Below are 24,559 nucleotides of genomic sequence, written 5' to 3'. Positions count from 1 at the left end.
GACTGCACCGAGCGGCAGCCACCGGGATCCGACCGCCACGCCGCAGGCGAGGGCCGGGAGGGCATGGCACAGGAGACACTGTCGTGACGACCCGGGTGCTGATCGTCGAGGACTCCGCGACCATGCGCCACCACCTGCGGGAGGCGCTGCAGGCGGACCCGCAGCTGGAGATCGTCGGCGAGGCCGTGGACGGGGAACGGGCCGTGCAGATGGTCGCCCGGCTGCGGCCGGACGTGATCACGATGGACATGATGCTGCCCGGGATCTCCGGGCTGGCCGCCACCGAGCAGATCATGGCCGAGCACCCGACCCCGATCCTGGTGGTGTCGTCAGCCGACCGGGAGGAGCTGTTCAGCACGTACAACGCCCTGGCCGCGGGGGCGGTGGACGTGATGGAGAAGCCGCGCGGCGACGACTCCGACGCGGACTGGGCGATGCGGCTGCGCACGTCGGTGCGGATCGTCGCCCGGATCCGGGTGATCACCCACCCGCGGGCCCGGCTGGGCCGCCGGGACCTGCCACCGGCGCCGGCCACACCGATGCCGGTACCGGTGCCCGTGCCGCCGCCGGGTGGCCTGGCCGTGGTCGCGGTGGGCGCCTCCACCGGCGGGCCGGCCGCCCTCACCGAACTGATCCGCGGCCTGCCGCCGAGCTTCCCGACACCGGTACTGGCGGTCCAGCACATCGCGGCCAGCGAGCAGTTCGCCGAGGCGTTCTCCGACTGGCTGGCCGGGCAGACCCGCCGCGACGTGCGGTACGCCCGGGACGGCGCCCCGGTCAACCGGGCCGCCGGGCAGATCCTGCTCGCCCCGCCGGACCGGCACCTGTTCGTCCGGGACGGCCTGCTGCGCCTCAGCGCGGGCCCACCCCGGCACTCCTGCCGCCCGTCGGTGGACGTGCTGTTCGAGTCGGTCGCCGAGGACTACGGGCCGAGCGCGGCCGGCTGCCTGCTCACCGGGATGGGCCGGGACGGCGCGGCCGGGCTGCTGCAGATGCGTAACCGGGGCGCGGTCACGTTCGCCCAGGACGAGCACAGCTGCACCGTCTACGGGATGCCGCGGGAGGCGGCGCTGCTCGGGGCGGCCCGGCACGTGCTGCCACCGGCCCGGATCGCGGCCCGGCTCGGCGAGCTGCACCCGACGGCGGTCCGCCGATGACACCGACCGTGCTGATCGTCGACGACAGCCTGACCGTACGGATGGACCTGCACGAGGCGTTCTCCGACGACGGGTTCGCCACCATCCTGTGCGCCACCGGCGAGGAGGCCCGCATCGCGTTCACCGGCGCCACTTTCCAGGCGGCGGTGCTGGACGTGCTGCTGCCCGACGCCGACGGCCTGGAACTGCTCACCGAACTGCTTCGCACACCCGGCCGGGACGGGGTGGTGACGATGCTGCTGTCCAGCGAGAGCGAGGTCACCGACCGGCTGGCCGGGCTCCGGATCGGCGCCGACGAGTATGTGGGCAAACCCTACGACGCCGGGTATGTGGTGGCCCGTACCCGCCAACTGCTCGGGGAGACACCGGACCGGACCGCCGACCGCACCACCATCCTGGTCATCGACGACAGCATGACGTTCCGCGAGCAGCTGCGTGACCTGCTCGAACCGGAGGGATACGCGGTGCTCACCGCGTCCGGCGGTGAGGAGGGCCTGCGGATGGCCGCCGACCGCCGGCCGAACGCGGTGATCGTCGACGGCGTGATGCCCGGCATCGACGGCGCCACCGTGATCCGCCGGATCCGCCTCGACCCGGCACTGCGGGACACGCCCTGCCTGCTGATGACCGCGGCCGACGACTACGCCACCGAGATGCAGATGCTCGACGCCGGCGCCGACGCGTTCGTACGCAAGCAGCAGGACCTGGCGGTGGTGCTGGCGAAACTGGCCGCGGTGCTGCGGCAGAGCGCCGAACAGCTGCCGATCGAGGCGCTCGGCGGCATGCACGGCGCCGGCAAGGTGCTCACCGTCGGCCCGGACCGCGCCGAACTCGACAGATGGGCCGAAGCCCTGCGCACCGACGGGTACGACGTCGTGCACGCCACCGGCATCGACGACGCCCTCGACCTGCTCGCCGCCCAGCCGGCCGACTGCATCGTGATCGGCCTCGACGGTGACCTCGACCGGGCCCGCGAGGACTGTCGGCGGCTGCGGGAGGTACCCCAGGTCGGTGAGCTGCCGCTGGTGCTGACCGGCCCCGAGGAACGGATGCTGGACTGCCTGGCGGCCGGCGCCGACGACTACGTGCGGGACACCGATGTGCCCGAGGGGCTGCGGGTGCACGTACGCGCGCAGATCCGCCGCAAACAGTCGCACGACGAGGCGCGCCGCATCCGTGAGGAGCTGATGCGCCGCGAACTGGACGCCGCCGAGGAACGGTCGGCCCGGCAGCTCGCCGAGGCCCGGGCCGCGATGGTCGAGGAGTTGGAGTGGCGCAACCGGGAGCTGGAGGCGTTCTCCGGCTCGGTGTCGCACGATCTGCGCGGCCCGCTCCAGGTGATCAGCAGTTTCGCCGAGCACATGCTGGAGGAGGACGAGGAGCCACTCGGCGAGAAGACCCGTTACCGGCTGACCCGGATGCACGCGGCCGCGATGCGGATGGCCGACCTGGTCGAATCGCTTCTCATCCTGGCCCGGGCCAGCCGCGGCGAGTTGCGGCGGGAACATTTCGACATGACGGCGACGGCCCGCCAGGTGATCAGCGACGTCGCGGCCCGCGACCCCGAACGGCAGGTGACCTTCACGGTACGGGAGCAGATGACCGCCGACGCCGACGAGGGCCTGGTCCGGGTGATCCTGGAGAACCTGATCAACAACGCGGTCAAGTTCACCCGCAAAGTGGACGGCCCGGTCGTCGAGGTCGGCGCCGACGCCGGGCGGTTCTATGTGCGCGACAACGGCGCCGGGTTTCCGGCCGACCAGGCGGGGCAGCTGTTCCGGCCGTTCGCCCGGCTGCACGACGCCCGTGACTTTCCCGGCACCGGTATCGGGCTGACCACCGTGCACCGGGCCGTCGAGCGGCACGGCGGGGAGATCTGGGCGGAGAGCGCGGAGGGTTCGGGCGCGACGTTCTGGTTCACGCTGCCGCCCACCGACTTCACCGGGACCGAGCGGCGCGGCGGTGCGCGCCGCTCGGGGTGAGAACCTCAGCGGATGTACGCCAGCCCGTCGGACACCACGGTCGGGCGGCCGGACGTGCCCGCCACCACGATCGCGACGGTGTGCTTCTTCACCGTGGTCGACGACACCCACAGCGCCTGACGGTACTTCGTCGAGGTGGAGCGGGTGTCGATCGTCGCGACCTTCTTGCCGTCCAGGTAGACGTACACCTTGCCGGTCTTTGATCCGCGGGAGAACAGCAGCGCCGCCGACCGTCCGGTGAACGTCCAGGTCAGCTTGGCGTTCCGACCGGTCGCGGCGAGCGCCTTCGCACCCAGGTAGGAGCTGCCGGTCCGCTTCGACCAGGTGCCGGACTTCTTGGCGGCGGTCTCGGCGGACAGCACCACACCGCGCGACATCCACGCGGCGCGGCTGTTGCCGGCCACGTCGCGGGCCGCGATGTTCCAGTTCGAGGTGCCGGGCTTGACCGTGGTGGACCAGCTCGTCACCGGGCCCAGCGTCGCGGCGCGTGGGCTGGTCACGGTGTATCCGGCGAACTTCAGGTTGTCGGTGCCGGTCAGGCCGAGCCGTACCGGCACCGCCGACGCGCTGTAGGTGCCGGTGATCAGGTTCAGTGGCAGGGCGGCACGGTAGGTGGGCGCCGTGGTGTCGCCGTAGATCGGCACGCCGACCCGGGCGGTGCTGCCCGAGGTGTGCACCGCCCGGACCGTGACACCGTGGCCGCCGGCCGGGATCGCCACCGTGGCCGCACGGGCGTCACCGGGCAGCGTCGCCGTCACCGTGTTGTCGACCAGGATCTCGAAACGGGCGATGTCGGCCGACGGGGTGGCGGTGCTCCAGGCGAGCTTGGCCCCGGTCTTCACGTAGTACGCGCCGCCGGTGTAACCGCCGCCGGTCACCGAGGTCAGCGCCAGGCCGGTCACCATCAGCTGTGACTTGGCCCGGATGTCGGCCAGCTTCGCGTACAGGTTGGCGCCCGGGCAGGCGGTGGCGTCGGCGTCGCGGTGGCCGGACAGCCGGGGCACGGTGATCTTCGTACCCTGGGCGAGTTTGTCGTTTGCCACTCCGGCGGTGAACGTGCCCTGGGCGGCCGGGTTGAAGCCGTACTTACCGAGGCGGGCGGCGGCGACCTGCGCGATGATCGTCTCGATCGCGGCGGTCGACGCGGCCGTCTCGTAGTTGCCGATCACCGCGATCGCGGCGTAGCCGGTGTTGAAACCGACCGTGGCGGCCGGGACGATCGCGTTCTCCACGCCGCCCCGCCGGCCCTCGAACAGCCGCCCGCACTTGTCGACCATGTAGTTGTAGCCGAGGTCGGACAGGCCCTTGACCTTGACGTCGTTGCTCTGGATGGACCGGACGATCGCCGCCGAGTCCGCACAGTCGTAGTCGTTGGTGGTGCCGGTGTGGTGCACCCAGACCGCGTTGACCACCTTGGCGTCGGTGACGCTCCCGACGATCGTCTCGTCGGCGCTCCACGCGGTCCGCGTGTAGTAGGTCGGGAACTGCGCCTTCACCGGCGCGGTCGAGGTGGGGGCGACGGTAGGCTCACTCGCCACCGCGGCCACGGCCGGGGCGACCTCCTGGACCACCGAGTCGACACCGGTGTCCGGGTCCTCCTCGACGACGGCCGGGGCCTGCTCCTCGACGACCGCGGGCGCCTCGGCGGGCGGCTCCTCCACGGTCTCGTCGACCGGGCCGTCACCCTCGATCGGCTGCTCGGCCGGAGTGCTTCCGGACGGGCTCGGGGACGGCGACGGCTCGGCCGGCTCGGCCGACACACTCGGGGACGGCTCGCCGCCGCCGCGGCCGCCGCTCTCCGTGCCCGGGTCGATCAGGTCCAGCCGCAGGCCCTTGGTCAGGCCGGCCTTGCCGCCGATCCGGACCGCGACGCCGTCGGAGGGGCCGGCCCAGAGTGGCTCGGTCGCGCCCCGGCGGCCCGGGGTGGCCGCCTCGGCGGCGTCCGGGCCGGTGTCCGCCCGCTCCAGCTTCTGCCAGCCGGACCACTCGCCGGACTCGACGGCGCGGGTGCGGACCTCGATCGTGCCGTCCGGCTCGGCCGACGGGTCCGACCAGCTCACGCCGAGCAGGCTGAACCGCTGCGTGTCCCGCTGCTTTCCGCCGCCCGCCACGGTCAGGTCCAGGCTGCTCAGCGCGGTGCGGATGCGCGGCGGCTTCGCGGCCGGGTCCGGTGGCACCTCGGTCGGCGCCGCGGGCGGGGCGGCCTCGGCCGGCGCCGAACCGGACGGCCAGGTCAGGACGGCCACGCCGCCACCCGCCGCCAGCACGGCGACCGCCGTGCCGATACCTATCGCCAGCCTGCGCCGCATCCCGTGTCCCCCGTGCCGAGAAAGATTCACTTGCGGCGGAGAACCTACCGGACGATCCGTCCCCGCCCCGTCCCGCATAGGCGAATCGTGATGTACCGGCGGCTGATCGTGGGATCTCGACCGAAAGACCCCGCCGGGCTGGTCGTGGGAGCTACTCCCGGGCCCCCGAGGCAGCCCTCACGACCAGCCCGAAAAGATCTTGGTGAGTTGGCGGCTGAGGGCCCGTCGGCCCGCCGACCGGAGAGGTCGGCGGGCCGACGGAACGGCGCGCGACGGGGACGGTGCCGCGGCGGGGCGGCGGTCAGTCGGTGCCGAGGGCGGTCACCGGGCTCACCCGGGCCGCCCGCCGGGCGGGCAGCACTCCGGCCAGGGCGGTCAGGGCGACCAGCACCAGGAAGACCACGACGAGCTGCCACACCGGGAAGGTGAGCGGCGCGTCGTCGGCCAGCGCGGCGACCGCGAGCCAGGCGTACGGGACACCGAGAACCAGCCCGAGCACCGCGCCGATCACGCCGTACAGGGCGGACTCGGTGGTGAGCATGGCCTGCAGTCCGCCGCGGGACATCCCGACCGCACGGAGCAGGCCGGACTCGCGGACCCGTTCGACGACCGACAGTGCCGTGGTGGCGCCGACGCCGACGATCGCGATCAGGACGGTCAGCCCGATCAGGGCCAGCGCGATCACCATCAGGGTGGCCAGCGCGTCGTTGATCTGGTCGCGCTGGTCGGCGAGGACCTCGACGCTGATGTCCGGCTGGGCGGTGGCAGCCGCCCGGAGCGCCTGGAGACCGGCGGTGCGGCCCTCCTCGCCGGTGCCGGCGGCGTCGGCGAGGACCCCGGTCGGTGCGGCCGGCACCCCGAGCTTCGTCAGGTCGGACGGGTCGAGCAGGGCCTCGGTGTGCAGCGGTGTCTGCCCGCCGAGGACGGCGGCGACGGTCAGGCGTACCTCCTTGCCCTCGCGTTTGAGGGTGATCTGCCCGCCGGTGGTGATCCCGGCGTTGTCGGCGAGGTAACCCGCGATGATCGCCTTGCCGGGGGCGAGGTCGGTGACGTCGCCGGAGACCGTGTCGAGGCCGGCCAGGCGGGGCAGCGCGGTCATCGACAGGTCGGTGGCACCGGCGTCCTGGAAGTCGCCGATGGTGATCCCGGAGGCCCACCGGTAGGGGGTGACCCGGGTCAGCTCGGTGCTCTGCCGGGCGCGTTCGGCCACGTCGTCCTTCAGGACGGTGCCGGTACTGCCCTTGAGCTCGAAGTCGGCCGGGGCGGCCGCGATCGTCTCCCGTTCGGCCAGGACCCGGATCGAGTCGCCGCAGACCAGCACCCCGGTGAGCAGGGTGACGCCGAGCGCGACCACCACCGAGACGGCCGCGGCCCGGCGGGCGCTGCCGCCGACGCCGCCGACGGCGAGCCGACCGACCGGGCCGAGGCGGCGCAGCGGCCACCCGGCGAGGGTCAGAACCGGGCGGACCAGCACCGGGCCGAGAGTGATCAGGGCGACGAACGCCAGGCCCCCGGAGGCGACGATGCCGAGCAGCAGGTTCTGCGCGTCGACGTCGTCGTCGGGGCTCTTGGGCAGACCGCTCCAGACCAGGTAGGCGACACCGGCGGCGGCCAGCGCCAGCAGAATGCCGGTGACCGCCCGGAACCGGCCGACGCCCTGCTTGGCGCCGGTGGTGGAGGCCGACCGCAACGCCTCCAGCGGGGCGACCCGGGCCGCCGACAGCGCCGGGGCGAGGACCGCGACGACCGTGATCAGCACCGCCAGCGCGACCGTACCGGCCGCCTCGGCCACCGGGAACCCGGGGCTCGACACCTCGAAACCGAACGCCGACAGCGCGGGCGGGATCAGATGGCCGACGGCGAGGGCGGCCAGCACCCCGGTGACCCCGACGACCAGGCCGGTGAGCGCACCCTCGGCGGCGAGCGCTCGGGCCAGGGTGCCCCGGCCGGCGCCGACCGCGCGGAGCAGGGCGAGCTGCCGCATGCGCTGGGCGAAGACGATCCGGAACGTGGACGCGGCGATCAGGCCGGCCGCCATGACGGCGACCGCGACGAACACCTTGACCACGATGAAGACCTGGTCGACCTGTTCGGCGGCCTCGCGGGCCTCGGCGAGGCGGGTGTCGGCGCCGGTGGCGACCTCGGGCGGGCTCTCACCCTTGACCTGCGAGGCGATCTTCTCCTGTACGGCCGTCGCGTCCGCACCCGCGTCGAGGCGGATGTCGATCCGGTCGATCCATTCGTAGCCGGCCACACTCGCGGTCGGCAGCAGCCCGTACGCCAGGAAGCCGATGTCGTCGCGCGGCTGCACCACCCCGACCACGGTGACGGTGACCGGTTTGGCGTCGCCGCCGGGCGAGACGGTGTGTTTCGAGCCGACGGTCAGCGCCATCCGCTCGACGGTGCGCGGGGTGACCGCGATCTCGCCCGCCGCCGTCGGATAGCGGCCCTCGGTGACCTTGACGGTGCTCAGCGGCCCGCTGCCCGGGTCGCTGGCGATCACCAGGTCCCCGGCCGGCATCCGGACCCCGATCGAGGTACGCGGCACCGCCTCGGCGACCCCGGGCAGATTGCTGATCGCGTCGAGGTCGGCGGTCTTGATCTCGCCGTTCTGGACGACCAGGTCGACCGCCTCCGGGGTGCCGCTGAGCCCGTTGAGGACGCTGCGCTCGGTGATCTGCTGGGCCAGGACGGTGGCGTAGACGACGAACGAGGCGACGAGCACGGCCAGTCCGGTGAGCAGCAGCCGGGCCGGGCGCTTGCCGACCCCGGCGAGCTGGGTGCGCAGGACGGGGTTCACCGGCCGGCCGCCAGGCTCTGCAGAGCGTCGGTGACGGCGGCGATGTCCGGCTGGTGGATCTCGCCGGCGAGCCGGCCGTCGGCGAGCATGACGACCCGGTCGGCGTACGCGGCGGCGCCCGGATCGTGGGTGACCATCACGATCGTCTGGCCCAGGGTGTGTGCCGAGTCCCGGAGCAGGGTGAGCACCTCGGCGCCGGCGCGGGAGTCCAGGTTGCCGGTCGGCTCGTCGGCGAAGACCACCTCGGGCCGGGAGACCAGGGCCCGGGCCAGGGCGACCCGCTGCTGCTGGCCGCCGGAGAGCTCGGCGGGCAGGTGGCCGAGCCGTCCGGACAGGCCGAGCGTGTTGATCAGCCGGTCCTGGAATTCGGTGTCCACCTTGCGGCCGGCCAGGTCGAGCGGGAGCGTGATGTTGGCCGCCGCGGTGAGCTGTGGCAGCAGGTTGAACGACTGGAAGACGAAGCCGATCCGCTCGCGCCGGGCCTTGGTGAGCACCTTGTCCGGCTGCGTGGTCAGGTCGGTGCCGCCGAGCAGCACCTGGCCGGCGGTGGCGGTGTCCAGCCCGGCGAGGCAGTGCATCAGCGTGGACTTGCCGGACCCGGACGGGCCCATGATCGCGGTGAACCGGCCGCGCTCGAAGCCCACCGTGACCCCGTCGAGCGCACGGACCGCGGTGTCGCCGGCGCCGTACACCTTCACCAGGTCGACGGCCGCGACCGCCGCCAGGCTGTCGCGGTCCGTCACGGGTGAGGACTGCCTCTGCATGTGAGCTCCAAGCTCGTCGAAGAATCGGACGTGACGGATGTTGTCCGATCGATGGGTTCGGGCACATCCGCCCGCTGTCGGGGAGCCGGGTCTTACTTTCGGCCGATGGGGACCGCCTCCGGCCCGCCTACGCTGGGTCACGATGATTAACCTCGCCCTGCTCCGGATGGGTCAGCTCGTCGCCCTGGGGGCGCTGGCCCTGCTCGGCATCCTCGACCTGCGCGGCGGCCTGGGCTCGGACAGCGTGGCGATGACGCTGTGGCGGGTGGGTGCCGCGATCGCCGCGGCCGTGGTCTGGCTGCCCGCCCACAAGCAGGGCTCGACCGCGCTGCCGCGGGCCGCGCTCGTGCTCGGCCTGCACTCGATCTTCCTGACCGCGTTGCTCTACGACCAGGCCGAGTACAACCAGCTGTGGGGGTTGGCCGAGTCGTCGGCTCTGCTCGGGGTGCTGATGGTGGTGTCCCGCCGGGGCCGGGCGGACTGGGCGTTCCCGGCGGTGGCGGTGGTGCTGATGGCGGTCGGCGGGCTGCCGCTGCGCGCCGGGTCGGAGAGCATCGTCGTGACGTTCGGCCTGATCCAGGCTCTGGCCGGGGCGGCCGCCATCGGCGTCGGCATCTACCTGCGCACGTTGGAGGGCAACCGGCAGCGGGCGGTCGACGCGATCCGGGCCGAGCAGCGCACCGAGTTCGCCCGTGACCTGCACGACTTCATCGCCCACCACGTGACCGGGATCGTGGTGCAGGCGCAGGGGGCCCGGTTCATCGCCGAGCAGGATCCGCAGCGGGTGCTGCTGGCCTTGGAGCAGATCGAGCAGGCCGGGGCGGAGACGATGGCGTCGATGCGGCGGATGGTCGGTGTGCTGCGCGACCCGGATTCGAAACCGGACGCTCCGCTGGCGCCGGTGTCCGGGGTGTCGGATCTGGAGACGCTGGTCGGGCAGTTCGACGCGGCCGGCGGCCCGGCCGCGCGGCTGCACGTGGACGGGGAACTGGCCGGGATGCCGGTGGAGGTGTCGACGTCGGCCTACCGGGTGGTGATGGAGGCGCTCACCAATGTCCGCCAGCACGCTCGGGAGGCGTCGTCGGTGGATGTGTGGGTCACCCGTACCCCCCTGCAGTTGATGGTCCGGGTGCGAAACGACGGACCCGCCGCCCGCACGCCCACCGTGCGCGAACGCCCGGGGTACGGTCTCGTCGGCCTCGCCGAACGGGTCCGCGCCGTGGGCGGGCGGATCACGGCGGGCCCGGGCGTCGGCGGCGGCTGGATCGTCGACGCGGTGCTGCCGTTGGAATGGAGCAATTCTTGATCCGGGTTCTGATCGCCGACGACCAGGCGATGGTCCGCACCGGCTTCGGCATGATCATCGGCGCGCAGCCGGACATGGAGGTGGTCGGTGAGGCGGCCGACGGGGTGGACGCGGTCGCCGAGGCCCGCCGGCTGAAGCCGGACGTGGCGCTGATGGACATCCGGATGCCGCGGATGGACGGGCTCCAGGCACTGCGGCTGCTGGCCGGTCCGGACGTGCCGGACCCGGTGAAGGTGGTCGTGGTGACCACCTTCGACCTCGACGAGTACGTGCATCAGGCGCTGCTCGGCGGCGCGGCCGGATTCCTGCTGAAGGACTCCGGCCCGGCACTGCTGGTCGAGGCGGTCCGGGCGGCCGCCTCCGGGGACGCGCTGATCAGCCCGTCGATCACGGTACGACTACTGCAGCACCTGTCCGCGCCGGCACCCGCGGGCGGGGACGGCGGCCTGTCCCCCGGGAGCTCGAGGTGGTCCGCCTGACCGCCCGCGGCCAGACGAACGCCGAGATCGCCGCCGAGCTGTTCATCTCGGTCGGCACGGTGAAGACCCATCTCGGCAGCATCCACGCCAAACTGGGCACCCGGAACCGGGTGGAGATCGCCGCCTGGGCCTGGGAGCGCCGGCTCGTCGGTTAGCGGCCCTTCAGCTGGCCCTTGGTCAGCAGGGCGGCCACCGGCGCCTCGGCGGCCTCGGTCGAGCGGATCTGGGTCCACAGGTTGCGGGCCGCCTGTTTGGCCGGGCCGAGCCGGTGGCGGGCGATCAGCTTGGCGTCCGACCGCATCCGGGTGCTGCGCGCGACCGGCACCGACGGCTCGTAGCCGAACTTGGCCAGCCGGTCCCCGAAGATCGTCTCGCACCGGCGCAGCTCGTCCTCGGTGAGCCGGGTCCGCCAGCTCTGGATCCGCTCGGTGGTCGGCGCCTGATGGGTCAGCGTGTGCCAGGTCTTGTACTCCGGCACGGCGACCGAGGCCAGCTTGTTCGGCGCGCTCATCGCCGGGTCGTAGTCCTCGCCGAGGAACTCGCACATCCTCCGCAGGTGCGGTTCCGGGTCGGCGACCAGATCCTCGTAGCGGACCTGGTGATAGACGTCCTTCGGGTAGCGCCGGCCGGCCAGCAGGGACGCGTCGGCCGACTGCGCCCAGTAGTCGATGAGCGTGTCGAACTCGGACGGCTTCCACGGCGTCTCCTTGAGCGACGCCACGCAGTCCCGCCCGTCCCGCATGATGTTGATGATCTGCGCGTCCGGGAACAGCCGCAGGATGGTCGGCAGGTGCCGCAGGTAGAGCGGCCGCTTGTCGCCCCAGCGGGGCTTGCCGAACCGGGCCGAGTACATCCGGAAGACGATGCCGAACGCCGAGCCCAGGGTGGGTGGGCCGGCCACGATCGCCTCGGTCGTCTCGTCGGCGTCCAGGCCCAGGTCCTCGAACTGCGAGGACTCCACGATGAACCGGGCCAGCTCGTGCCGCTGGGCCTGATCGGTCAGGTCTCCGAACTCGGCGCGTTTCTGGTACGCGGCCAGCAGGAACCGGGTCTCCGGGGGCAGCGCGATACGCGGATGCGCGTGCAGCATCAGCTGCAGCATCGTGGTACCGGAACGGGGACAGCCGACAACGAAGATCGGGCGGTCCGAGTGCCCCAGCGCTGTCATTTCGCTCCTCTCCTCCAGGTCATCCCTTCGATCTTGATGACTTGGCAAAGATTTCGCAAAAAGTCTGTGCAGCCAAGGGGTCTGAGCTGTCGCCAGCCTGTGAGTTGACTGGAAGTTTTCCGGACCAAGCCACAAGTTTCCCTTAACAGACATATAACTTACCTGGTCAGAGCCGATCAGACGGGGGAGATCGGGGCACGATCTCCCCCGCCCGGAAACGCTCAGTTCGCCGGTTCGAGCACTTTCGGCTCGATGCGCGCCTTGACCGGCCGCGTGCAGAACCAGCAGCCGGCCACCACCAGCACGAAGCCGCCGATGGTGCCCGCGCCGATCGGCTCGTCCAGCAGCGCCACCCCCAGCAGCACCGCCACCACCGGGTTGACGTAGGTGATCAGGCCCGCCCGGTTGGGACCGGCCAGCGCGATCAACCGGTAGAAGGCGAGCAGGGCCACCGCCGTGCAGAGCACCCCGAGCACCGCAAGGGCGCCCCACGACCGGGCGCTGACCGGCTCCTGCGGCAGGTTGGCCAGGGCGACCGGGGCCAGCACGACGGTGGTGGTCACGGTGGTGCCGACGGTCAGCGTCTCCGGCGGCAGATCGGCGACCTTCCGCTGGACCAGGATCGTGGCGACCGCGTAGCTGACCGCGGCGGCCAGCACCATCGCGGCGCCGAGCAGGCCGTACCGGTCGCCGGAGAGGTCGACACCGACCAGGACCACCACTCCGGCGAAGCCGAGCACCAGGCCGAACACCCGGCCGGCGCGGAGCGGCTCGGTCCGGGCCAGCAGCAGCGCGATGAGCACCGGCTCCACCGCGATCAGGATGCCGGTCAGCGACGACGTGATGTGCTGCTCACCGTAGGTGATCAGCAGGAACGGGACGATGATGTGCACCGCCGCGATCAGCGCGATCGCCCGGCCCCGGCCGCGCAACGCCCGGAGCGTCCCGCGCATCAGGGCGATCGGGATCAGCACGGCGGCGGCGATGGCGGTCCGGCCGGCCACCACCAGCACCGGCGACAGGTCCTCGATGGCGATCTTGATGAGGAAGTACGGCAGGCCCCAGAGGACCGAGCAGAGCACGAACAACGACCAGGCGAGACGATTCACCCCCTCAGCCTGAGGCCGTACGGTAGTAAGCGGAAGCGGTTACTTACTGATGCCGTGTTAAGGAAAACTGATGATCGATCCGCGTCGTCTGCAGGTCCTCACCGAGGTCGCCCGGCAGGGCAGCTTCAACCGGGCCGCCGCCGAGCTGCGCCTCACCCCGTCCGCGGTCTCCCAGCAGATCAGCGCCCTGGAGCGGACCGTCGGCACCCCGGTGGTCCGGCGCAGCACCCGCGGCGTCGAGCTCACCGACGCCGGCCGGGTGCTCGCCGAGACCGCCGCCACCATCGCCGCCGAGCTGGCCATCGCTGAGCGGGAGATCGCCCGGCTGGCCACGATCGGCGCCGAGCGGCTCACGGTGGCCACCTTCACCAGCGGCGGCCAGCGGATCCTGCCGCACGCGCTGACCCGGTTCACCACCGCCCGGCCCGAGGTCGAGCTGACCGTCATCGAGTCCGAGCCGGAGGAGAGCCTGGCCCTGGTCCGTTCCGGCGCCGCCGACATCGCGCTGGTCTACCACTTCGACGGGCCGCCGGTCGTCCCGTCGGGCCTCGACTTCACCCCGCTGCAGGACGACCCGATGTGGATCGTGATGCCGGCCGGGCACCGGCACTCCGGGCGCACCGAGGTGGCCATCGCCGAGCTGGCCGGCGAGCGCTGGGTGCAGGGCTGCCTGTCGGTCGGCGACATGCTGGAGCACTACGCGGCGATGGCCGGTTACGAGGTGATCACCGCGTGCCGGGGCACCGACTACCAGTTCGCGCAGTCGCTGGTGCGGGCCGGTGTCGGCATCGCGATGATCCCCGAGGTGGCGCTCACCACCGACGCGTCCGGACTGACCGCGGCCCGGCTCACCCCGCCCGGCCCGTGCCGCTACGTCGGCGTCGTCGCCGCCCGGCGCCGGCGCATCGACCCGCTGGTCGCCGCCATGCTGGGCGAACTGCGGGACACGGTCGCCGCGCTGCCCGCCGGCCCGCTGACTACAGTGTGATCCAGTAGCGCCGGACGGTCCCGATCTCGGTGTCCCGGATGTCCTCCAGGACACCGCCGTTGCGCTCGATCGTGCGGGCCGACGCCACGTTGTCCACGTTGCAGGTCAGCAGCACCCGGGTCAGACCCAGCGCGCGGGCCTCCGGCAGCGTCGCACCCAGCGCCCAGGCGGCCAGGCCGTGCCCGCGGGCCGACGGGCGCAGGCCGTAACCGATGTGACCGGCCGCCTCCCGCAGGAAGTCGTTGAGCTCGTGGCGCAGGGCGATCGCACCCAGATAGCGGTCGCCCTCGACGATCCAGCGGAACGAGCACCGCACCCAACCCTCGGGCGCCTGCTTCTCCGACTCGATCAGCCCGGCCACCCAGGCCGCGAAATCGTCCGGCGTGTCCACCTCGTCGCCCGGACGCAGACCCGAACCGTCCTGGTGGACGCCACGACCCCACTCGTCACGGGACTCGATCCAGGAGGCGTGCAGGGCAGCGGTCGGCGCGATCAATTCGGGCATGCGCCGACCGTACCCAATCGTCGCCATTGATTTTCAGCCCGCCGCCAGCGCGAGAAGCCGCTGGATCTGGCCCTGCCGCGACTCCGTCATGCGTTCGGCGAGATCAACCGCTTGGGGGTACGAGCCACCGCCGGCCTCCATCCGGATGGTCTCCATCGCGTTGTGCAGGTTTCCGAGCAGCAGCGCCACCGCGGCCCGGTCGAACTCGGCGCCCTCGAACCTCACCAGGCCCTCGAAGTCCTCCTCGCGCAGCGAGTGCAGATCGCCGTGCCCGGCGTGCAGCCCGGCCGACGGGTCCGCCGCCAGCGGCCGCTGCCACTGCCCGAGCCAGCCCGCCATCGTGTCGCGCTCGGTCCGCCACTGTCCGCGCAACTCGGTGGCGACCGCGCGGATCTCCGGGTTGGTGGCCCGGCCCTCGGCGATCTCGGCGACCCGGTCACCCTCGGTGATGTGCCCCAGCCCCATCTGCAGGAACATCACGTCCGTGTCGTTGAAGGCCTTCTCGTCAACCGGAGCCGGCGAGCCGCAGGCGGCCAGCAGGCAGAGCAGCAGGAGGGTGAGGGCGGCCCGGCACGCCGGGCCGCCCGATCCTGCTAGACGGCGGTCCACAGCGCCGCGACGTACGGGGGCTCCCAACCGGCCAGCGCGGTGTGCGCCTGCCGGCACTGGTAGGTGGCGCCGTTGTAGGTGACCCGGTCACCCACCTTGTACGCGGTGCCGGCCGCCCACGTGGTCGACCCCGGGTTGGTGGTCTGGGTCGGGGTCGGCGTGGGGGTGGTCGGCGTCGGGGTCGGCGTGGTGGGCGTCGGCGTGGGGGTGGTCGGCGTCGGCGTGGGGTTGGTGACCCCGCCGAAGTTCAGGTCCACACACGAGTAGAACGCGTTGATCGTGTCGGCGATGTTCCACCGGGCCAGCACGGTCTGCCGTCCGGTGTAGCCGGCGAAGTTCACCGTGTGCGACTTGGTCGCCCCCGGCTGCGCGCCGTTGTCGCTGAAGGACGCCACCAGCTTGTTACCGATGAAGTACTCCCACGTCGAGGTGGCGTGGCGAGCGGTCAGCACCCAGTTGAAGGTCACGCTGGTGCCGACGTTCACGGCCGGCCAACTCTTGGTGGTGTCGTTGAGGACGGTGAACCGGCTGGTGCCGCCGTTGCACTGGGTCGAGCCCTTCGGCGCCTCGACGCTCTGCGGCTCGTAGACGATGTCACCGCAGCCGGAGACCGCGCCGCTCGCGCAGTTGGCCTGACGGCTGGGCGGGGATGAGATGTAGCCGTGCGCGGACGCCGGGGAAGCGGCCACGAGGAGGGATCCACCGACCGCGGCGACGGTCAGGGCGGGAAGGGTGAACAGGCGTCGCATGCTTGCTCCTTGTCAAGTGTTGCGTGTTCACCAACGTAAATTAAAGACTCCTTACAGTAAACAGTGTTAAGGAATTTTTAGGGTCGTCGAGGGATAGGGTCGGAGCATGCCCGTCGACCTTTTCGCCGGAATCTCCGTCCGGGACCTGCCCGCCGCCGTCGCCTGGTATACGGCGTTGCTGGGCAGCGAACCGGCGTTCGCGCCCAACGACGTCGAGTCGGTCTTCGAGATCGCCGAACACCGGTATGTGTACGTCGAACTGCGGCCCGACCACGCCGGGCACGGCATGATCACGCTCTTCGTGCCGGACTTCGCGGAGCGGGTGGCCGGCGCCGCCGCCCGGGGCCTCGTCCCGGCCCGCGAGGAGACCTACGAGAACGGCGTCCGCAAGACCACCTACACCGACCCGGACGGCAACGAGATCTCCTTCGGCGGCGGGCCGGTGTCCGATTAGGATCAGGCGGTAGGCGACCGGCTGATCGCCATGCCCCGCTGAGATGGCAGGATCAGGCCTCATGATCCTTGACGCCGACCTGTCAGTGCGGACGCCGTGAGGGCGGTCATCGTCGCGGCGGCGGTCGCGTTCCTCGTCTCCCTCTTCCTCACACCGGTGGCGATCCGGGTCTTCAGCGCGCTCAAGGCCGGACAGCCGATCCGCTCTCTCGGGCTCGCCTCGAACGAGGGCAAGAAGGGCACCCCCGCGATGGGCGGGGTGGTGTTCATCGTCGCCACCCTCCTCGCCTACGTCGCCGGGCACCTCGCGCTCACCACCCTGCCCGAACGGCAGATCGCGCAGGAGAAGCCGACCATGACGGCCCTCGTCCTGCTCGGGCTGTTCGTCTTCTGCGGCGCGGTCGGCTTCGTCGACGACTTCCTGAAAGTCCGCAAGCGCAACTCCGACGGCCTGTCAGCCAAGGGCAAACTGCTCGGGCAGGCGATCATCGGCACCGGCTTCGGTATCGCCGCCCTCTACGTGGTCAGCACCAACGGCCAGACCGTGGTCAGCGAGAACATCTCGTTCATCCGGGACATCAGCTGGCTGAACGTCGGCAAGGTCGGCTCGGTGATCGTGTTCGTCTTCGTGATCACCGCGATGTCGAACGGCGTGAACCTCACCGACGGCCTCGACGGCCTGGCCACCGGCGCGTCGACACTCGTCCTCGGCGCGTACGCGCTGATCGGGTACTGGCAGTACCGGCACTGGTGCGCCGACGAGACGTACGCCCGCGCCAACGAATACTGCTACCAGGTCCGCGACCCGTTGGAGATCGCGATGATCGCGGCCGCGGCGGCCGGCGCCTGCCTGGGCTTCCTGTGGTGGAACACGTCCCCGGCACGGATCTTCATGGGCGACGTGGGCGCGCTCGGGCTCGGCGCCCTGATCGGCGGGCTCGCCGTCGCCACCCGCACCACGCTGCTGTCCATCCTGATCGGCGGACTGTTCTTCATCATCACGGTCACCTGGGTGATCCAGATCGTCTCGTTCAAGACCACCGGCCGACGTGTCTTCCGAATGGTGCCGCTGCACCACCACTTCGAGCTGGCCGGGTGGAGCGAGGTCAACATCGTGGTCCGGTTCTGGACCATCGCCGGTGTCTGTGTGGCGGTCGGTCTGGGCCTGTTCTACTCGGAGTTCCTGGCGGCCACCGGATAGGTGCGGCCCACATCCGGTTCGCCGCACCCGGCGGCACGCCGTCTCGCCGCACCCGGCGGCACGCTACTCTGTCGCACCCGGCGGCACGCTGTTTTGTCGCACCCGGCGGCACGCTGTTTTGTCGCACCCGGCGGCACGCTGTTTTGTCGCATCCGGCGGCACGCTGTTTTGTCGCATCCGGCGGCACGCTGTTTTGTCGCATCCGGCGGCTCGCTGTTTTGTCGTACCCGGGTGGCATGCTGCGGGCATGCGAGTGGCGTTCGAGAGCGAGCTGTGGATCTGGGATGCGCGACGCGACGAGAGCTGGACGTTCGTCAGCCTGCCAGTGGACGCGTCCGAGGAGATCCGGGCGCGGGCCGGCGGGCTGCGGAGGGGATTCGGGTCGTTACGGGTCCGCGCGACGGTGGGCGGCAGCTCATGGACGACCTCGGTGTTTCCGGACAGCGGCCGTAACGCCTACGTGCTGCCGGTGAAACGCGCGATCCGGACCGCCGAAGCGCTGAGCGAGGGCGACGTCACCGCAGTGACCGTCGAGTTGCTCGACCTGTGATCCGTTCGGAGTCGCGGTCCGCTCGCCATCCGACCCCCTCCGCGGACGTGGTGCCCATCTATCCTCCGGCCGCCCTCGCCGGCACCGCCCGTCCGCCCTCGACGCGCCCTTTCACAGGCGCGACCACCCGGCCTCCAGGTCCCTTCGCGCGGCCCACCCGATTTCCACATCCCCTTCCGCAGGCGCGACCACTCGACCACGCCACCCTCGCGGACAGGACCCACCCGGCCTCGACACCCCCTTCCGCAGGCGTGACCGCTCGACCTCACGCCACCCTCGCGGGCACGACCCACCCGGCCTCGACACCCCCTTCCGCAGGCGCGGCCGCCCCACCTTCATGGCCTTCGGGGGCGTGGCCTATCCGCGATCGGTTGACCTCTTCGGCGCGTCGCCGATGGCGGCAGTGCCCCGAAAACCGTTGGTGATCGACGATTCGGCTCGGGGCAGGTCGTCGCCGGCACCGACGGCGAAGTTGATCAAGTGGGTGCGGTAGTCGGTGTCAGCGATGGTCGGGTCGGGATGGAAGCCGGCCAGTTCCAGGCTCACCAGGCCGTGAGCCAGGCACCAGGACTGGCGGGTCAGGACCCACGGCTCGGCCGGGCGGAAACGTCCGTCCGCGATGCAGCGGGCGAGCACGTCGTGGGCGACTTTCAGGGTGTATGCGCCGATCTCCCGGTCCTCGGCGGTCAGCTCGAAGCCGGTCGCGCCGAACATCACCCGGTACAGATGCGGGGCCCGATGGGCGGCACGGCGGTAGGCGAGAGCGAGGGCTGCGCAGTCGGCGACCGGGTCGGTGGTCTCCGGCACCTGGGCGAGTTCGGCGGCCAGGCGGGCGAAACCCTCGTGGATGATCGCGCGAACCACCGCGGGCATGCCGCCGAAATGGGTGTAGACCGCCATCGTCGAAGTGCCGGCGGCACGCGCCAGCGACCGTGCGGACAACGCTCCCGGCCCCTGCTCGGCCAGCACCCGAGCGCCGGCCTCGACGAGTTCGGCCCGGGGGTCTCGACCCTGCTTCACCACACGCCTACGATAACGAGTGTTATGCGATAACACCTGTTATGGAGGCGGATCATGGCGAAGGCACGACCGGCCGGCGGCCCGCTGCACGGCGAGTCACCCGGCCCCGGCCCCGTTCTGCGCCTGGCCGTGCTCGGCGACTCGTCGGCCGCCGGATTCGGGGCGCCCGACCACGCCACCGCGCTGGCCGGTCAACTCGCCACCGCCCTCGCCGCCGACCTCAGCCGAACCGTCTCCTGGCGGGTCGCGGCCCGCGGTGGTGCCACCGCCCGCACCGTCACCGCCCTACTGCCCCGCCTCACCGACCAGGCCACCGGCTGGCGCCCCGACCTGGTGGTCGTGGCCGTGGGCGTCAACGACACCACCCGCCTGCGCCGCCCGACCGCCTTCCAGCGCGACATCCTCCGCCTGGTCACCGCTCTCCACGCCACGCTCACCACGCCACCCGGCACCGCGCTCAAGCCCAGTCACACAGAATTGAACAATTCGCCCAAAACCCACGCCATCGACGCGACCTCCGCCGCCACTGCGAGCCCCGCCGACAACGCCGGCACCGCCGGAGGGGAAGCCGAGACCGGAGGCCGGAGCGGAGGCGGAGGCGGGGGCGAAGGCCGGAGCGGAGGCGGAGGCGGGGGCGAAGGCTGGAGCGGGGACAAAGGCTGGAGCGAGGACGGAGCCTGGAGCGGGGAAAAACGCTGGAGCGGCGGCGGAGGCGGGGCTCCGGCGGTGGTTCCCGTGCTGCTGTCGGGGCTGCCGCCGGTGCATCGGTTTCCGGTTCTGCCGGCGCCGGCCCGGTGGCTGTTCGGCTCGCATGCCCGCCGTCTCGACCGCCGACTGGCCGCGGCTGCCGCCGAACTCCCGGGCACCCATCATCTGCCGGTCGGCGACATCCCGATGGACCAGCCGGGGCTGTTCGCCTCCGACGGCTTCCATCCGGCTCCGCCCGCCTACCAGATCTGGGCCCGCCTGCTGGCCCGTCAGGCCGCTCCCCTGCTGGCCTGACCCCGCCTGCCGGCCCGCCAGGCCGCTCCCCTACTGGCCTGACCCCGGCCACCGGCCGCCGCAGAAGCCACCGACCACCACCCGGATATCGGGCGGATTCCGGAAGACGGTCTTCTTGCCGTCCTCGGAAAGGACCCGACCGCCCTGCGACCAGGACCCATCACGGCCCTCATCCTGGAAGATCTCCAGCGAATCGATGCGCGCCGTGAGGGTCGAGGGTCGGATTCGGCCCGGCGGTCGCGTGGCGGCCGGGACGGAGAGCCTGCGTCGCGTCGTAGCGTGGGGACGGTCCCGATGTTCGGGGGCGGTCCGCCCCGTACCGCATGGGATTCAAGCGGACGCCGCCTGGGTGATCTGGGCCATCGCCGGGCGCCCGAAGTGGTAACCCTGGGCCCGCCGGTAACCGAGCCGGTAGAGCTCGGCCGCCTGTTCCGCGGTTTCGACGCCTTCGGCGACGGCGACCAGGCCGAGGCCGTTGGCCACCTGGATGAGGGAGGTGGCGATGACCGCGTGGCGTCCGGCCATGGTGACGTTCTCGACGAACGACTTGTCGACTTTGAGGATGCGGACCGGCAGGGTCTGCAGGAGGCCGAGCGACGAGTGGCCGGTGCCGAAGTCGTCGAGGGCGATCTCGACGCCGAGTTCGGTGAGTTCGTGGACGGCCCGGACGGCCGCGCCGCCGCCGAAGACGGCGGTCTCGGTGACCTCGACGACCAGACGCGCCGGGTGGACGCCGGTTTCGGCGAGGATCGCGGCGACGAGGGAGACGAAGCCGGGTTCGGCCAGCTGGCGGGCGGAGACGTTGACGCCGAAGCGGTACGGTGCGACGCCCTGCCGCCACCAGTCGGCGAACTGGAGGCACGCGGTACGCAGGATCCACTCGCCGAGTTCGACGATGAGGCCGGTGCGCTCGGCGACCGGGATGAACACCTCGGGGCTGATGTAGCCGCGATCGGGGTGCCACCAGCGGACCAGGCTCTCGACGGCGACGCAGGTGCCGGTGGGCAGTTCGACGATCGGCTGGTAGACGAGGTGGAATTCGCCGCGGTCGAGGGCGGTGCGGAGTTCCGCGCCGAGCCGGGCCTCCTCGTCGGTGCTGGTGTCGAGGTCGGGGGTGTAGTGGCGGTGACGCCCGTTCTCGGCCTTGGCGGCGTACATGGCCACGTCGGCGCGGCGCAGCACCTCGACCGGGTCGGCGCAGTCGCCGGCGATGCCGATGCTGGCGCCGACCAGCAGGTCCTGGCCGCCGGCGTGGATCGGCTGGTGGATCGCCGCGCGGAGCCGGACGGCCAGTTCGTCGCCCGCGTCGGTTCCGGCCGGCAGCAGCACGGCGAACTCGTCGCCGCCCATCCGGGCCGCGACGGCCTCCGGTGGCAGCTCGGTGCGGAGCCGCTGGGCGACGGCGACGAGCAGTTCGTCGCCGACCGCGTGCCCGAACCTGTCGTTGACCGCCTTGAACCCGTTGAGGTCGAGCAGCAGCACGGTGGGGGTGGCGGCGGCGCCGAGCTGTTCCTCGAAGGCGCGCCGGTTGGCCAGCCCGGTCAGCGGGTCGTGCATGGCCAGGTCGCCGAGCCGGGTCGCCTGCACCTTGACCTGCTGCACCAGCCCCCACATGCGCATCACCACGAGCAGGCAGAGCACGACCGCCCCGGTGCCGATGGACGCCCAGGCGATCCCGGCCGGGTCGCCGGCGCCCTGGAGGAACAGCAGACCGGGGGCGATCAGGGTGAACGCGGTGAGGATGCCGAGCCGGGTGCGCCCGATCCGGTGCACGTCGAGGGCGGTCTCCGGACGGCGGCGCATGCTCGGGTGGAGGGCGGCGGCGCCCCAGCAGGCGTACGCCATCAGGAACCCGGAGTCGACGAACCCGCCGGTGTACTCGGCGGTGCTGGACATCGTGGTGTAGATCAGGTCGCCGGTCAGCATGATGACGGCTCCGGCGGTCATCAGTCGCATGCTCGGCGTGCGGTTGCCGGCGCGGGTGAGCATCCGGGCGACGGCGGTGGTGAGCAGCACGTCGGCGAGCGGGTAGCCGATGGTGACGAGCCGTTCCAGCACCGGTGCCCCGGTGTCGGCCAGGGTGGGGCCGACGATGGCGACCCAGAAGATCAGTCCGATCCCGGTGGAGATGATCGCGGCGTCGATGAGCGCTCCGCGTTCCCGGTCGCCGCGCGGGTTGCCGAGTCTCGACAGCGACGCCCAGAGCAGCGGGTACGCCGACAGGTAGAGCAGGTCCGCCCAGTACGGGTAGGGGTATTCGCCGAGGCGCAGCTCGGTGACGTCGTAGGTGATGTCGCCGGAGACGAAGGTCAGCACCCCGGCCGCGAACAGCGCCCAGGCCCGCCAGTGTTCCGGCCGGTTCCGCACGATGCCGATGACCATGGCGGCCACCGAGGAGAGCCCGATCGTGTTGACGTAGATCTTGGCGGGCAGGGTGTCGTCGGGGACCAGAGGGAAGCACAGCGCGGCGATGATCGCCGCGACCAGCCACCCCGCCCACACCGGGACCCGCATCAGCACACCCTGCGCAATCGTCCGTAACCGCAGCCGGTTGAGCGAACCGGCCTCAGCGGGTCGGCTCGATCGGCGAACATACCGGTGTGGGGCGATTCCGGCCGGCCGCGGCCTTGCACCGTGGCGAGCTGCTTCCGGTCCTTGGTCTGGTGGCGGTGATGCTGGTCATCCTGGGGGTGCCGGTCTATCTGGTGACGGTTTCGGCCTTCGACCGGGTGGAACGCAGCCAGGTCGGCCGGGAGGCGGAGGAGCTGCGGGTCGCGATCAGCGCGCACGCGCAGCGGCTGCGGGATTTCGGGGTGACCAACTCGATCTGGACCTCCCTCTACGACGACCTGGCGAACCGGGACACCCGGCAGTTCGAGGTCGACCTGCCGCCGGACGTGCTGACCGGTCAGTACGGGTTCACCGGCGCGATGATCGTCGACGCGCGGGGCGGCGTCCGGGCGGGTGGCCGGATCACCGACTCGACCTACCAGCCGATGCCGGCTCCCCTGGACGACCCGGCGACGCTGACCGATTACCTGCGCGGCGGTGCGGCCGGCACCCACTACTGCGGGCTGACCAGCGTGACCGGCACCCCGATGGAGTTCTGCTCGTTCCCGGTCTACCGCGACGAGGGCGTCGGTACCTCGAACGGGCACCTGCTGATCTTCCGGGATCTGGACGCGACCGGGCTGGCGTCGCTGGCCGCACAGACCGACGACGAGATCACCCTGCGGGCGGCGCCCCGGCCGGACGCGGAGGCGCTGCGGGAACTGACCAGCGGCTTCGGCCCGATCGCCGTGTCGACGGCGATGGCCGGCGACGACATCGCGGTGGCGTGCACGCTGATCGGGGTGGACGGCGTCCCGGTCGTCTTCGAGGGGCTCAGTGACCGGCCGATCCACGCACAGGCCGAGGCGACCCTGGCCCGGCTGGGAATGGTGGTGCTGTTGGCGGTGGCGATCGCCGGCGCCGCGATCAGCATGGCGATGCGCCGGGCGGTCCGCTATCACGTGAAGCCGCTGCGCCGGACCACGGAGAGGGTGATGGACTCGCGGGACCTGGCGCTGCGGGTGCCGCCGTCCGACGACGCCGACATCAACGTGGTGGCCGGCGCGATCAACGACATGCTGGAGGCGATCGATCAACACACCGCCGAGCTGGCCGAGATGCGTGCCCGGGAGGCCCGGGAGCAGGAGGCGAAGATCCGGGAGCGGGAGGCCCAGCGGGAGGAGATGCTGCGCCGGGTGGAGGCCGAGTCGGAGCAGATCATCGGGGGTGTCGCCTACCAGCTCGGCGACGCGGTCCGCGGGGTGGACGCGGTGAAGGCGTCGGTGCAGGACATCAACACCGGGGCGGCCGAGGCGCACACCGCGACCGAGCAGATGGCCGATCACGCGGAACGGGCCGATCAGGCGGCCGAGGCGCTGACCGTGAGCCTGCCGGCGACCCGGGAGATGGTGGCGATGATCGCGTCGATCGCCGGGCAGACCCGGATGCTGGCCCTGAACGCGACGATCGAGGCGGCCCGGGCCGGTCATGCCGGTCTCGGCTTCGCGGTGGTGGCCGACGAGGTGCGGAAGCTGGCCGACGACACGGCCGAGTCGACCGAACGGATCACCGCGACGCTGAACACGCTGACCACCACCGCCACCGATGTCTCGGAGGCGGTAGCGACGATGACCGACACGATCGAGAGTGTACGGGCGGCGATCGGTCAGGTTCGGGCGGTAGCCGACGACCAGCACCACACCATCAGTGGCCTGGTCGATCAGGTGCAGAACGCGATCGGCCAGATCAACGACTTCTCCACCGACCGGACCCGGCTGACCGACAGGTCGGGTGGCGGCGCCGGCCTGGAGCTGTTCTGACAGGTGCTTCGCAGGTTGATGTGGGGTAATGGTCCGCT

19 protein-coding genes and 1 pseudogene are annotated in these 24,559 nt (G+C 71.7%); 10 read left to right on the top strand and 10 right to left on the bottom strand.

The window, feature by feature from the left end:
• The first annotated feature begins 83 nt into the window (after window positions 1-83).
• Both cheB and Q0Z83_RS03410 read left to right on the top strand, forming a co-directional pair.
• Window positions 84-1,157, top strand: a complete 1,074-nt coding sequence (gene cheB, locus Q0Z83_RS03415) for a chemotaxis-specific protein-glutamate methyltransferase CheB (RefSeq protein ID WP_317792299.1) — start codon at window positions 84-86, stop codon at window positions 1,155-1,157.
• Window positions 1,154-3,139: a response regulator gene (locus tag Q0Z83_RS03410; protein WP_317792298.1), complete on the top strand. Its 1,986-nt coding sequence runs from the start codon at window positions 1,154-1,156 to the stop codon at window positions 3,137-3,139. The genes cheB and Q0Z83_RS03410 overlap by 4 nt, the downstream gene beginning before the upstream one ends.
• A 5-nt stretch (window positions 3,140-3,144) precedes the next feature.
• Here the strand turns inward: Q0Z83_RS03410 and Q0Z83_RS03405 are convergent, their stop codons facing one another.
• The 3 genes from Q0Z83_RS03405 to Q0Z83_RS03395 form a co-directional block, all read right to left on the bottom strand.
• The gene (locus Q0Z83_RS03405; RefSeq protein ID WP_317792297.1) at window positions 3,145-5,448 is read right to left on the bottom strand and encodes an N-acetylmuramoyl-L-alanine amidase; all 2,304 of its coding nucleotides are present in this window, start codon (window positions 5,446-5,448) and stop codon (window positions 3,145-3,147) included.
• Between the two features lie 301 nt (window positions 5,449-5,749).
• Complete coding sequence (locus tag Q0Z83_RS03400; RefSeq protein WP_317792296.1) at window positions 5,750-8,248, bottom strand: ABC transporter permease; 2,499 nt, start codon at window positions 8,246-8,248, stop codon at window positions 5,750-5,752.
• The gene (locus tag Q0Z83_RS03395) at window positions 8,245-9,012 is read right to left on the bottom strand and encodes an ABC transporter ATP-binding protein (protein ID WP_317792295.1); all 768 of its coding nucleotides are present in this window, start codon (window positions 9,010-9,012) and stop codon (window positions 8,245-8,247) included. The genes Q0Z83_RS03400 and Q0Z83_RS03395 overlap by 4 nt, the downstream gene beginning before the upstream one ends.
• A 142-nt stretch (window positions 9,013-9,154) precedes the next feature.
• On the opposite strand from Q0Z83_RS03395, the gene Q0Z83_RS03390 reads away from it, so the two are divergent.
• Both Q0Z83_RS03390 and Q0Z83_RS03385 read left to right on the top strand, forming a co-directional pair.
• On the top strand, window positions 9,155-10,318 hold the full coding sequence (locus Q0Z83_RS03390; RefSeq protein ID WP_317792294.1) for a sensor histidine kinase: 1,164 nt from the start codon (window positions 9,155-9,157) through the stop codon (window positions 10,316-10,318).
• Window positions 10,315-10,952, top strand: a pseudogene (locus tag Q0Z83_RS03385) (response regulator). Before Q0Z83_RS03390 ends, Q0Z83_RS03385 begins: the two are co-directional and overlap by 4 nt.
• Here Q0Z83_RS03385 and Q0Z83_RS03380 read toward each other — a convergent pair.
• A complete protein-coding gene (locus tag Q0Z83_RS03380) occupies window positions 10,949-11,965 on the bottom strand; it encodes a sulfotransferase family protein (protein ID WP_317792293.1) in 1,017 nt (338 codons plus the stop codon). The pseudogene Q0Z83_RS03385 and the gene Q0Z83_RS03380 sit on opposite strands and share 4 nt — an antisense overlap.
• A gap of 221 nt (window positions 11,966-12,186) precedes the next feature.
• The gene (locus Q0Z83_RS03375; RefSeq protein ID WP_317792292.1) at window positions 12,187-13,074 is read right to left on the bottom strand and encodes a DMT family transporter; all 888 of its coding nucleotides are present in this window, start codon (window positions 13,072-13,074) and stop codon (window positions 12,187-12,189) included.
• Window positions 13,075-13,144: 70 nt separating this feature from the next.
• Between Q0Z83_RS03375 and Q0Z83_RS03370 the strand changes: the two genes are divergently transcribed.
• Window positions 13,145-14,062, top strand: coding sequence for a LysR family transcriptional regulator (locus Q0Z83_RS03370; RefSeq protein ID WP_317792291.1), 918 nt, complete (start codon window positions 13,145-13,147; stop codon window positions 14,060-14,062).
• On the opposite strand, the gene Q0Z83_RS03365 is transcribed toward Q0Z83_RS03370, so the two are convergent.
• Genes Q0Z83_RS03365 through Q0Z83_RS03355 form a run of 3 tightly spaced genes read right to left on the bottom strand, consistent with a single transcriptional unit; the run spans window position 14,052 to window position 15,925 of the window.
• A complete protein-coding gene (locus Q0Z83_RS03365) occupies window positions 14,052-14,567 on the bottom strand; it encodes a GNAT family N-acetyltransferase (RefSeq protein WP_317792290.1) in 516 nt (171 codons plus the stop codon). The two genes, Q0Z83_RS03370 and Q0Z83_RS03365, sit on opposite strands and share 11 nt — an antisense overlap.
• 33 nt (window positions 14,568-14,600) lie before the next feature.
• Window positions 14,601-15,176 carry a DUF305 domain-containing protein gene (locus Q0Z83_RS03360; RefSeq protein WP_317792289.1) on the bottom strand — a complete coding sequence of 192 codons (576 nt, stop codon included), beginning with the start codon at window positions 15,174-15,176 and terminating at the stop codon, window positions 14,601-14,603.
• Window positions 15,161-15,925: a lytic polysaccharide monooxygenase gene (locus tag Q0Z83_RS03355; protein ID WP_317792288.1), complete on the bottom strand. Its 765-nt coding sequence runs from the start codon at window positions 15,923-15,925 to the stop codon at window positions 15,161-15,163. Before Q0Z83_RS03355 ends, Q0Z83_RS03360 begins: the two co-directional genes overlap by 16 nt.
• 106 nt (window positions 15,926-16,031) lie before the next feature.
• Between Q0Z83_RS03355 and Q0Z83_RS03350 the strand changes: the two genes are divergently transcribed.
• The 3 genes from Q0Z83_RS03350 to Q0Z83_RS03340 all read left to right on the top strand — a co-directional run bounded on the left by Q0Z83_RS03350 (window position 16,032) and on the right by Q0Z83_RS03340 (window position 18,129).
• The gene (locus Q0Z83_RS03350) at window positions 16,032-16,379 is read left to right on the top strand and encodes a VOC family protein (RefSeq protein ID WP_317792287.1); all 348 of its coding nucleotides are present in this window, start codon (window positions 16,032-16,034) and stop codon (window positions 16,377-16,379) included.
• Between the two features lie 96 nt (window positions 16,380-16,475).
• Window positions 16,476-17,579, top strand: coding sequence for a phospho-N-acetylmuramoyl-pentapeptide-transferase (gene mraY / locus Q0Z83_RS03345; protein ID WP_317792286.1), 1,104 nt, complete (start codon window positions 16,476-16,478; stop codon window positions 17,577-17,579).
• Between the two features lie 247 nt (window positions 17,580-17,826).
• The gene (locus Q0Z83_RS03340; protein WP_317792285.1) at window positions 17,827-18,129 is read left to right on the top strand and encodes a DUF1905 domain-containing protein; all 303 of its coding nucleotides are present in this window, start codon (window positions 17,827-17,829) and stop codon (window positions 18,127-18,129) included.
• A 357-nt stretch (window positions 18,130-18,486) separates the two neighbouring features.
• Here the strand turns inward: Q0Z83_RS03340 and Q0Z83_RS03335 are convergent, their stop codons facing one another.
• A complete protein-coding gene (locus Q0Z83_RS03335; protein WP_317792284.1) occupies window positions 18,487-19,152 on the bottom strand; it encodes a TetR/AcrR family transcriptional regulator in 666 nt (221 codons plus the stop codon).
• Between the two features lie 51 nt (window positions 19,153-19,203).
• Between Q0Z83_RS03335 and Q0Z83_RS03330 the strand changes: the two genes are divergently transcribed.
• Complete coding sequence (locus Q0Z83_RS03330) at window positions 19,204-20,151, top strand: GDSL-type esterase/lipase family protein (RefSeq protein WP_317792283.1); 948 nt, start codon at window positions 19,204-19,206, stop codon at window positions 20,149-20,151.
• 330 nt (window positions 20,152-20,481) lie between these two features.
• On the opposite strand, the gene Q0Z83_RS03325 is transcribed toward Q0Z83_RS03330, so the two are convergent.
• Complete coding sequence (locus tag Q0Z83_RS03325; RefSeq protein ID WP_317792282.1) at window positions 20,482-22,665, bottom strand: putative bifunctional diguanylate cyclase/phosphodiesterase; 2,184 nt, start codon at window positions 22,663-22,665, stop codon at window positions 20,482-20,484.
• A gap of 86 nt (window positions 22,666-22,751) precedes the next feature.
• Between Q0Z83_RS03325 and Q0Z83_RS03320 the strand changes: the two genes are divergently transcribed.
• Window positions 22,752-24,521, top strand: coding sequence for a methyl-accepting chemotaxis protein (locus Q0Z83_RS03320; protein WP_317792281.1), 1,770 nt, complete (start codon window positions 22,752-22,754; stop codon window positions 24,519-24,521).
• Window positions 24,522-24,559: the final 38 nt, after the last annotated feature.

It is taken from the genome of Actinoplanes sichuanensis (genome assembly GCF_033097365.1).
Taxonomy (GTDB): Bacteria; Actinomycetota; Actinomycetes; order Mycobacteriales; family Micromonosporaceae; genus Actinoplanes; species Actinoplanes sichuanensis.
The sequence above is the reverse complement of the archived record's forward strand: the minus strand, read 5'-3'. Positions and strand labels throughout refer to the sequence as shown.

What these genes read in the sequence shown, in the direction of transcription:
- Q0Z83_RS03390 (WP_317792294.1), top strand. Translation starts at nt 9,155, where the DNA reads ATGATTAACCTCGCCCTGCTCCGGATGGGTCAGCTCGTCGCCCTGGGG.
- Q0Z83_RS03330 (WP_317792283.1), top strand. Translation starts at nt 19,204, where the DNA reads ATGGCGAAGGCACGACCGGCCGGCGGCCCGCTGCACGGCGAGTCACCC.
- Q0Z83_RS03350 (WP_317792287.1), top strand. Translation starts at nt 16,032, where the DNA reads ATGCCCGTCGACCTTTTCGCCGGAATCTCCGTCCGGGACCTGCCCGCC.
- Q0Z83_RS03405 (WP_317792297.1), bottom strand. Translation starts at nt 5,448, where the DNA reads ATGCGGCGCAGGCTGGCGATAGGTATCGGCACGGCGGTCGCCGTGCTG.
- Q0Z83_RS03325 (WP_317792282.1), bottom strand. Translation starts at nt 22,665, where the DNA reads ATGCGGGTCCCGGTGTGGGCGGGGTGGCTGGTCGCGGCGATCATCGCC.
- Q0Z83_RS03380 (WP_317792293.1), bottom strand. Translation starts at nt 11,965, where the DNA reads ATGACAGCGCTGGGGCACTCGGACCGCCCGATCTTCGTTGTCGGCTGT.
- Q0Z83_RS03355 (WP_317792288.1), bottom strand. Translation starts at nt 15,925, where the DNA reads ATGCGACGCCTGTTCACCCTTCCCGCCCTGACCGTCGCCGCGGTCGGT.
- Q0Z83_RS03370 (WP_317792291.1), top strand. Translation starts at nt 13,145, where the DNA reads ATGATCGATCCGCGTCGTCTGCAGGTCCTCACCGAGGTCGCCCGGCAG.
- Q0Z83_RS03395 (WP_317792295.1), bottom strand. Translation starts at nt 9,012, where the DNA reads ATGCAGAGGCAGTCCTCACCCGTGACGGACCGCGACAGCCTGGCGGCG.
- Q0Z83_RS03410 (WP_317792298.1), top strand. Translation starts at nt 1,154, where the DNA reads ATGACACCGACCGTGCTGATCGTCGACGACAGCCTGACCGTACGGATG.
- Q0Z83_RS03340 (WP_317792285.1), top strand. Translation starts at nt 17,827, where the DNA reads ATGCGAGTGGCGTTCGAGAGCGAGCTGTGGATCTGGGATGCGCGACGC.
- Q0Z83_RS03365 (WP_317792290.1), bottom strand. Translation starts at nt 14,567, where the DNA reads ATGCCCGAATTGATCGCGCCGACCGCTGCCCTGCACGCCTCCTGGATC.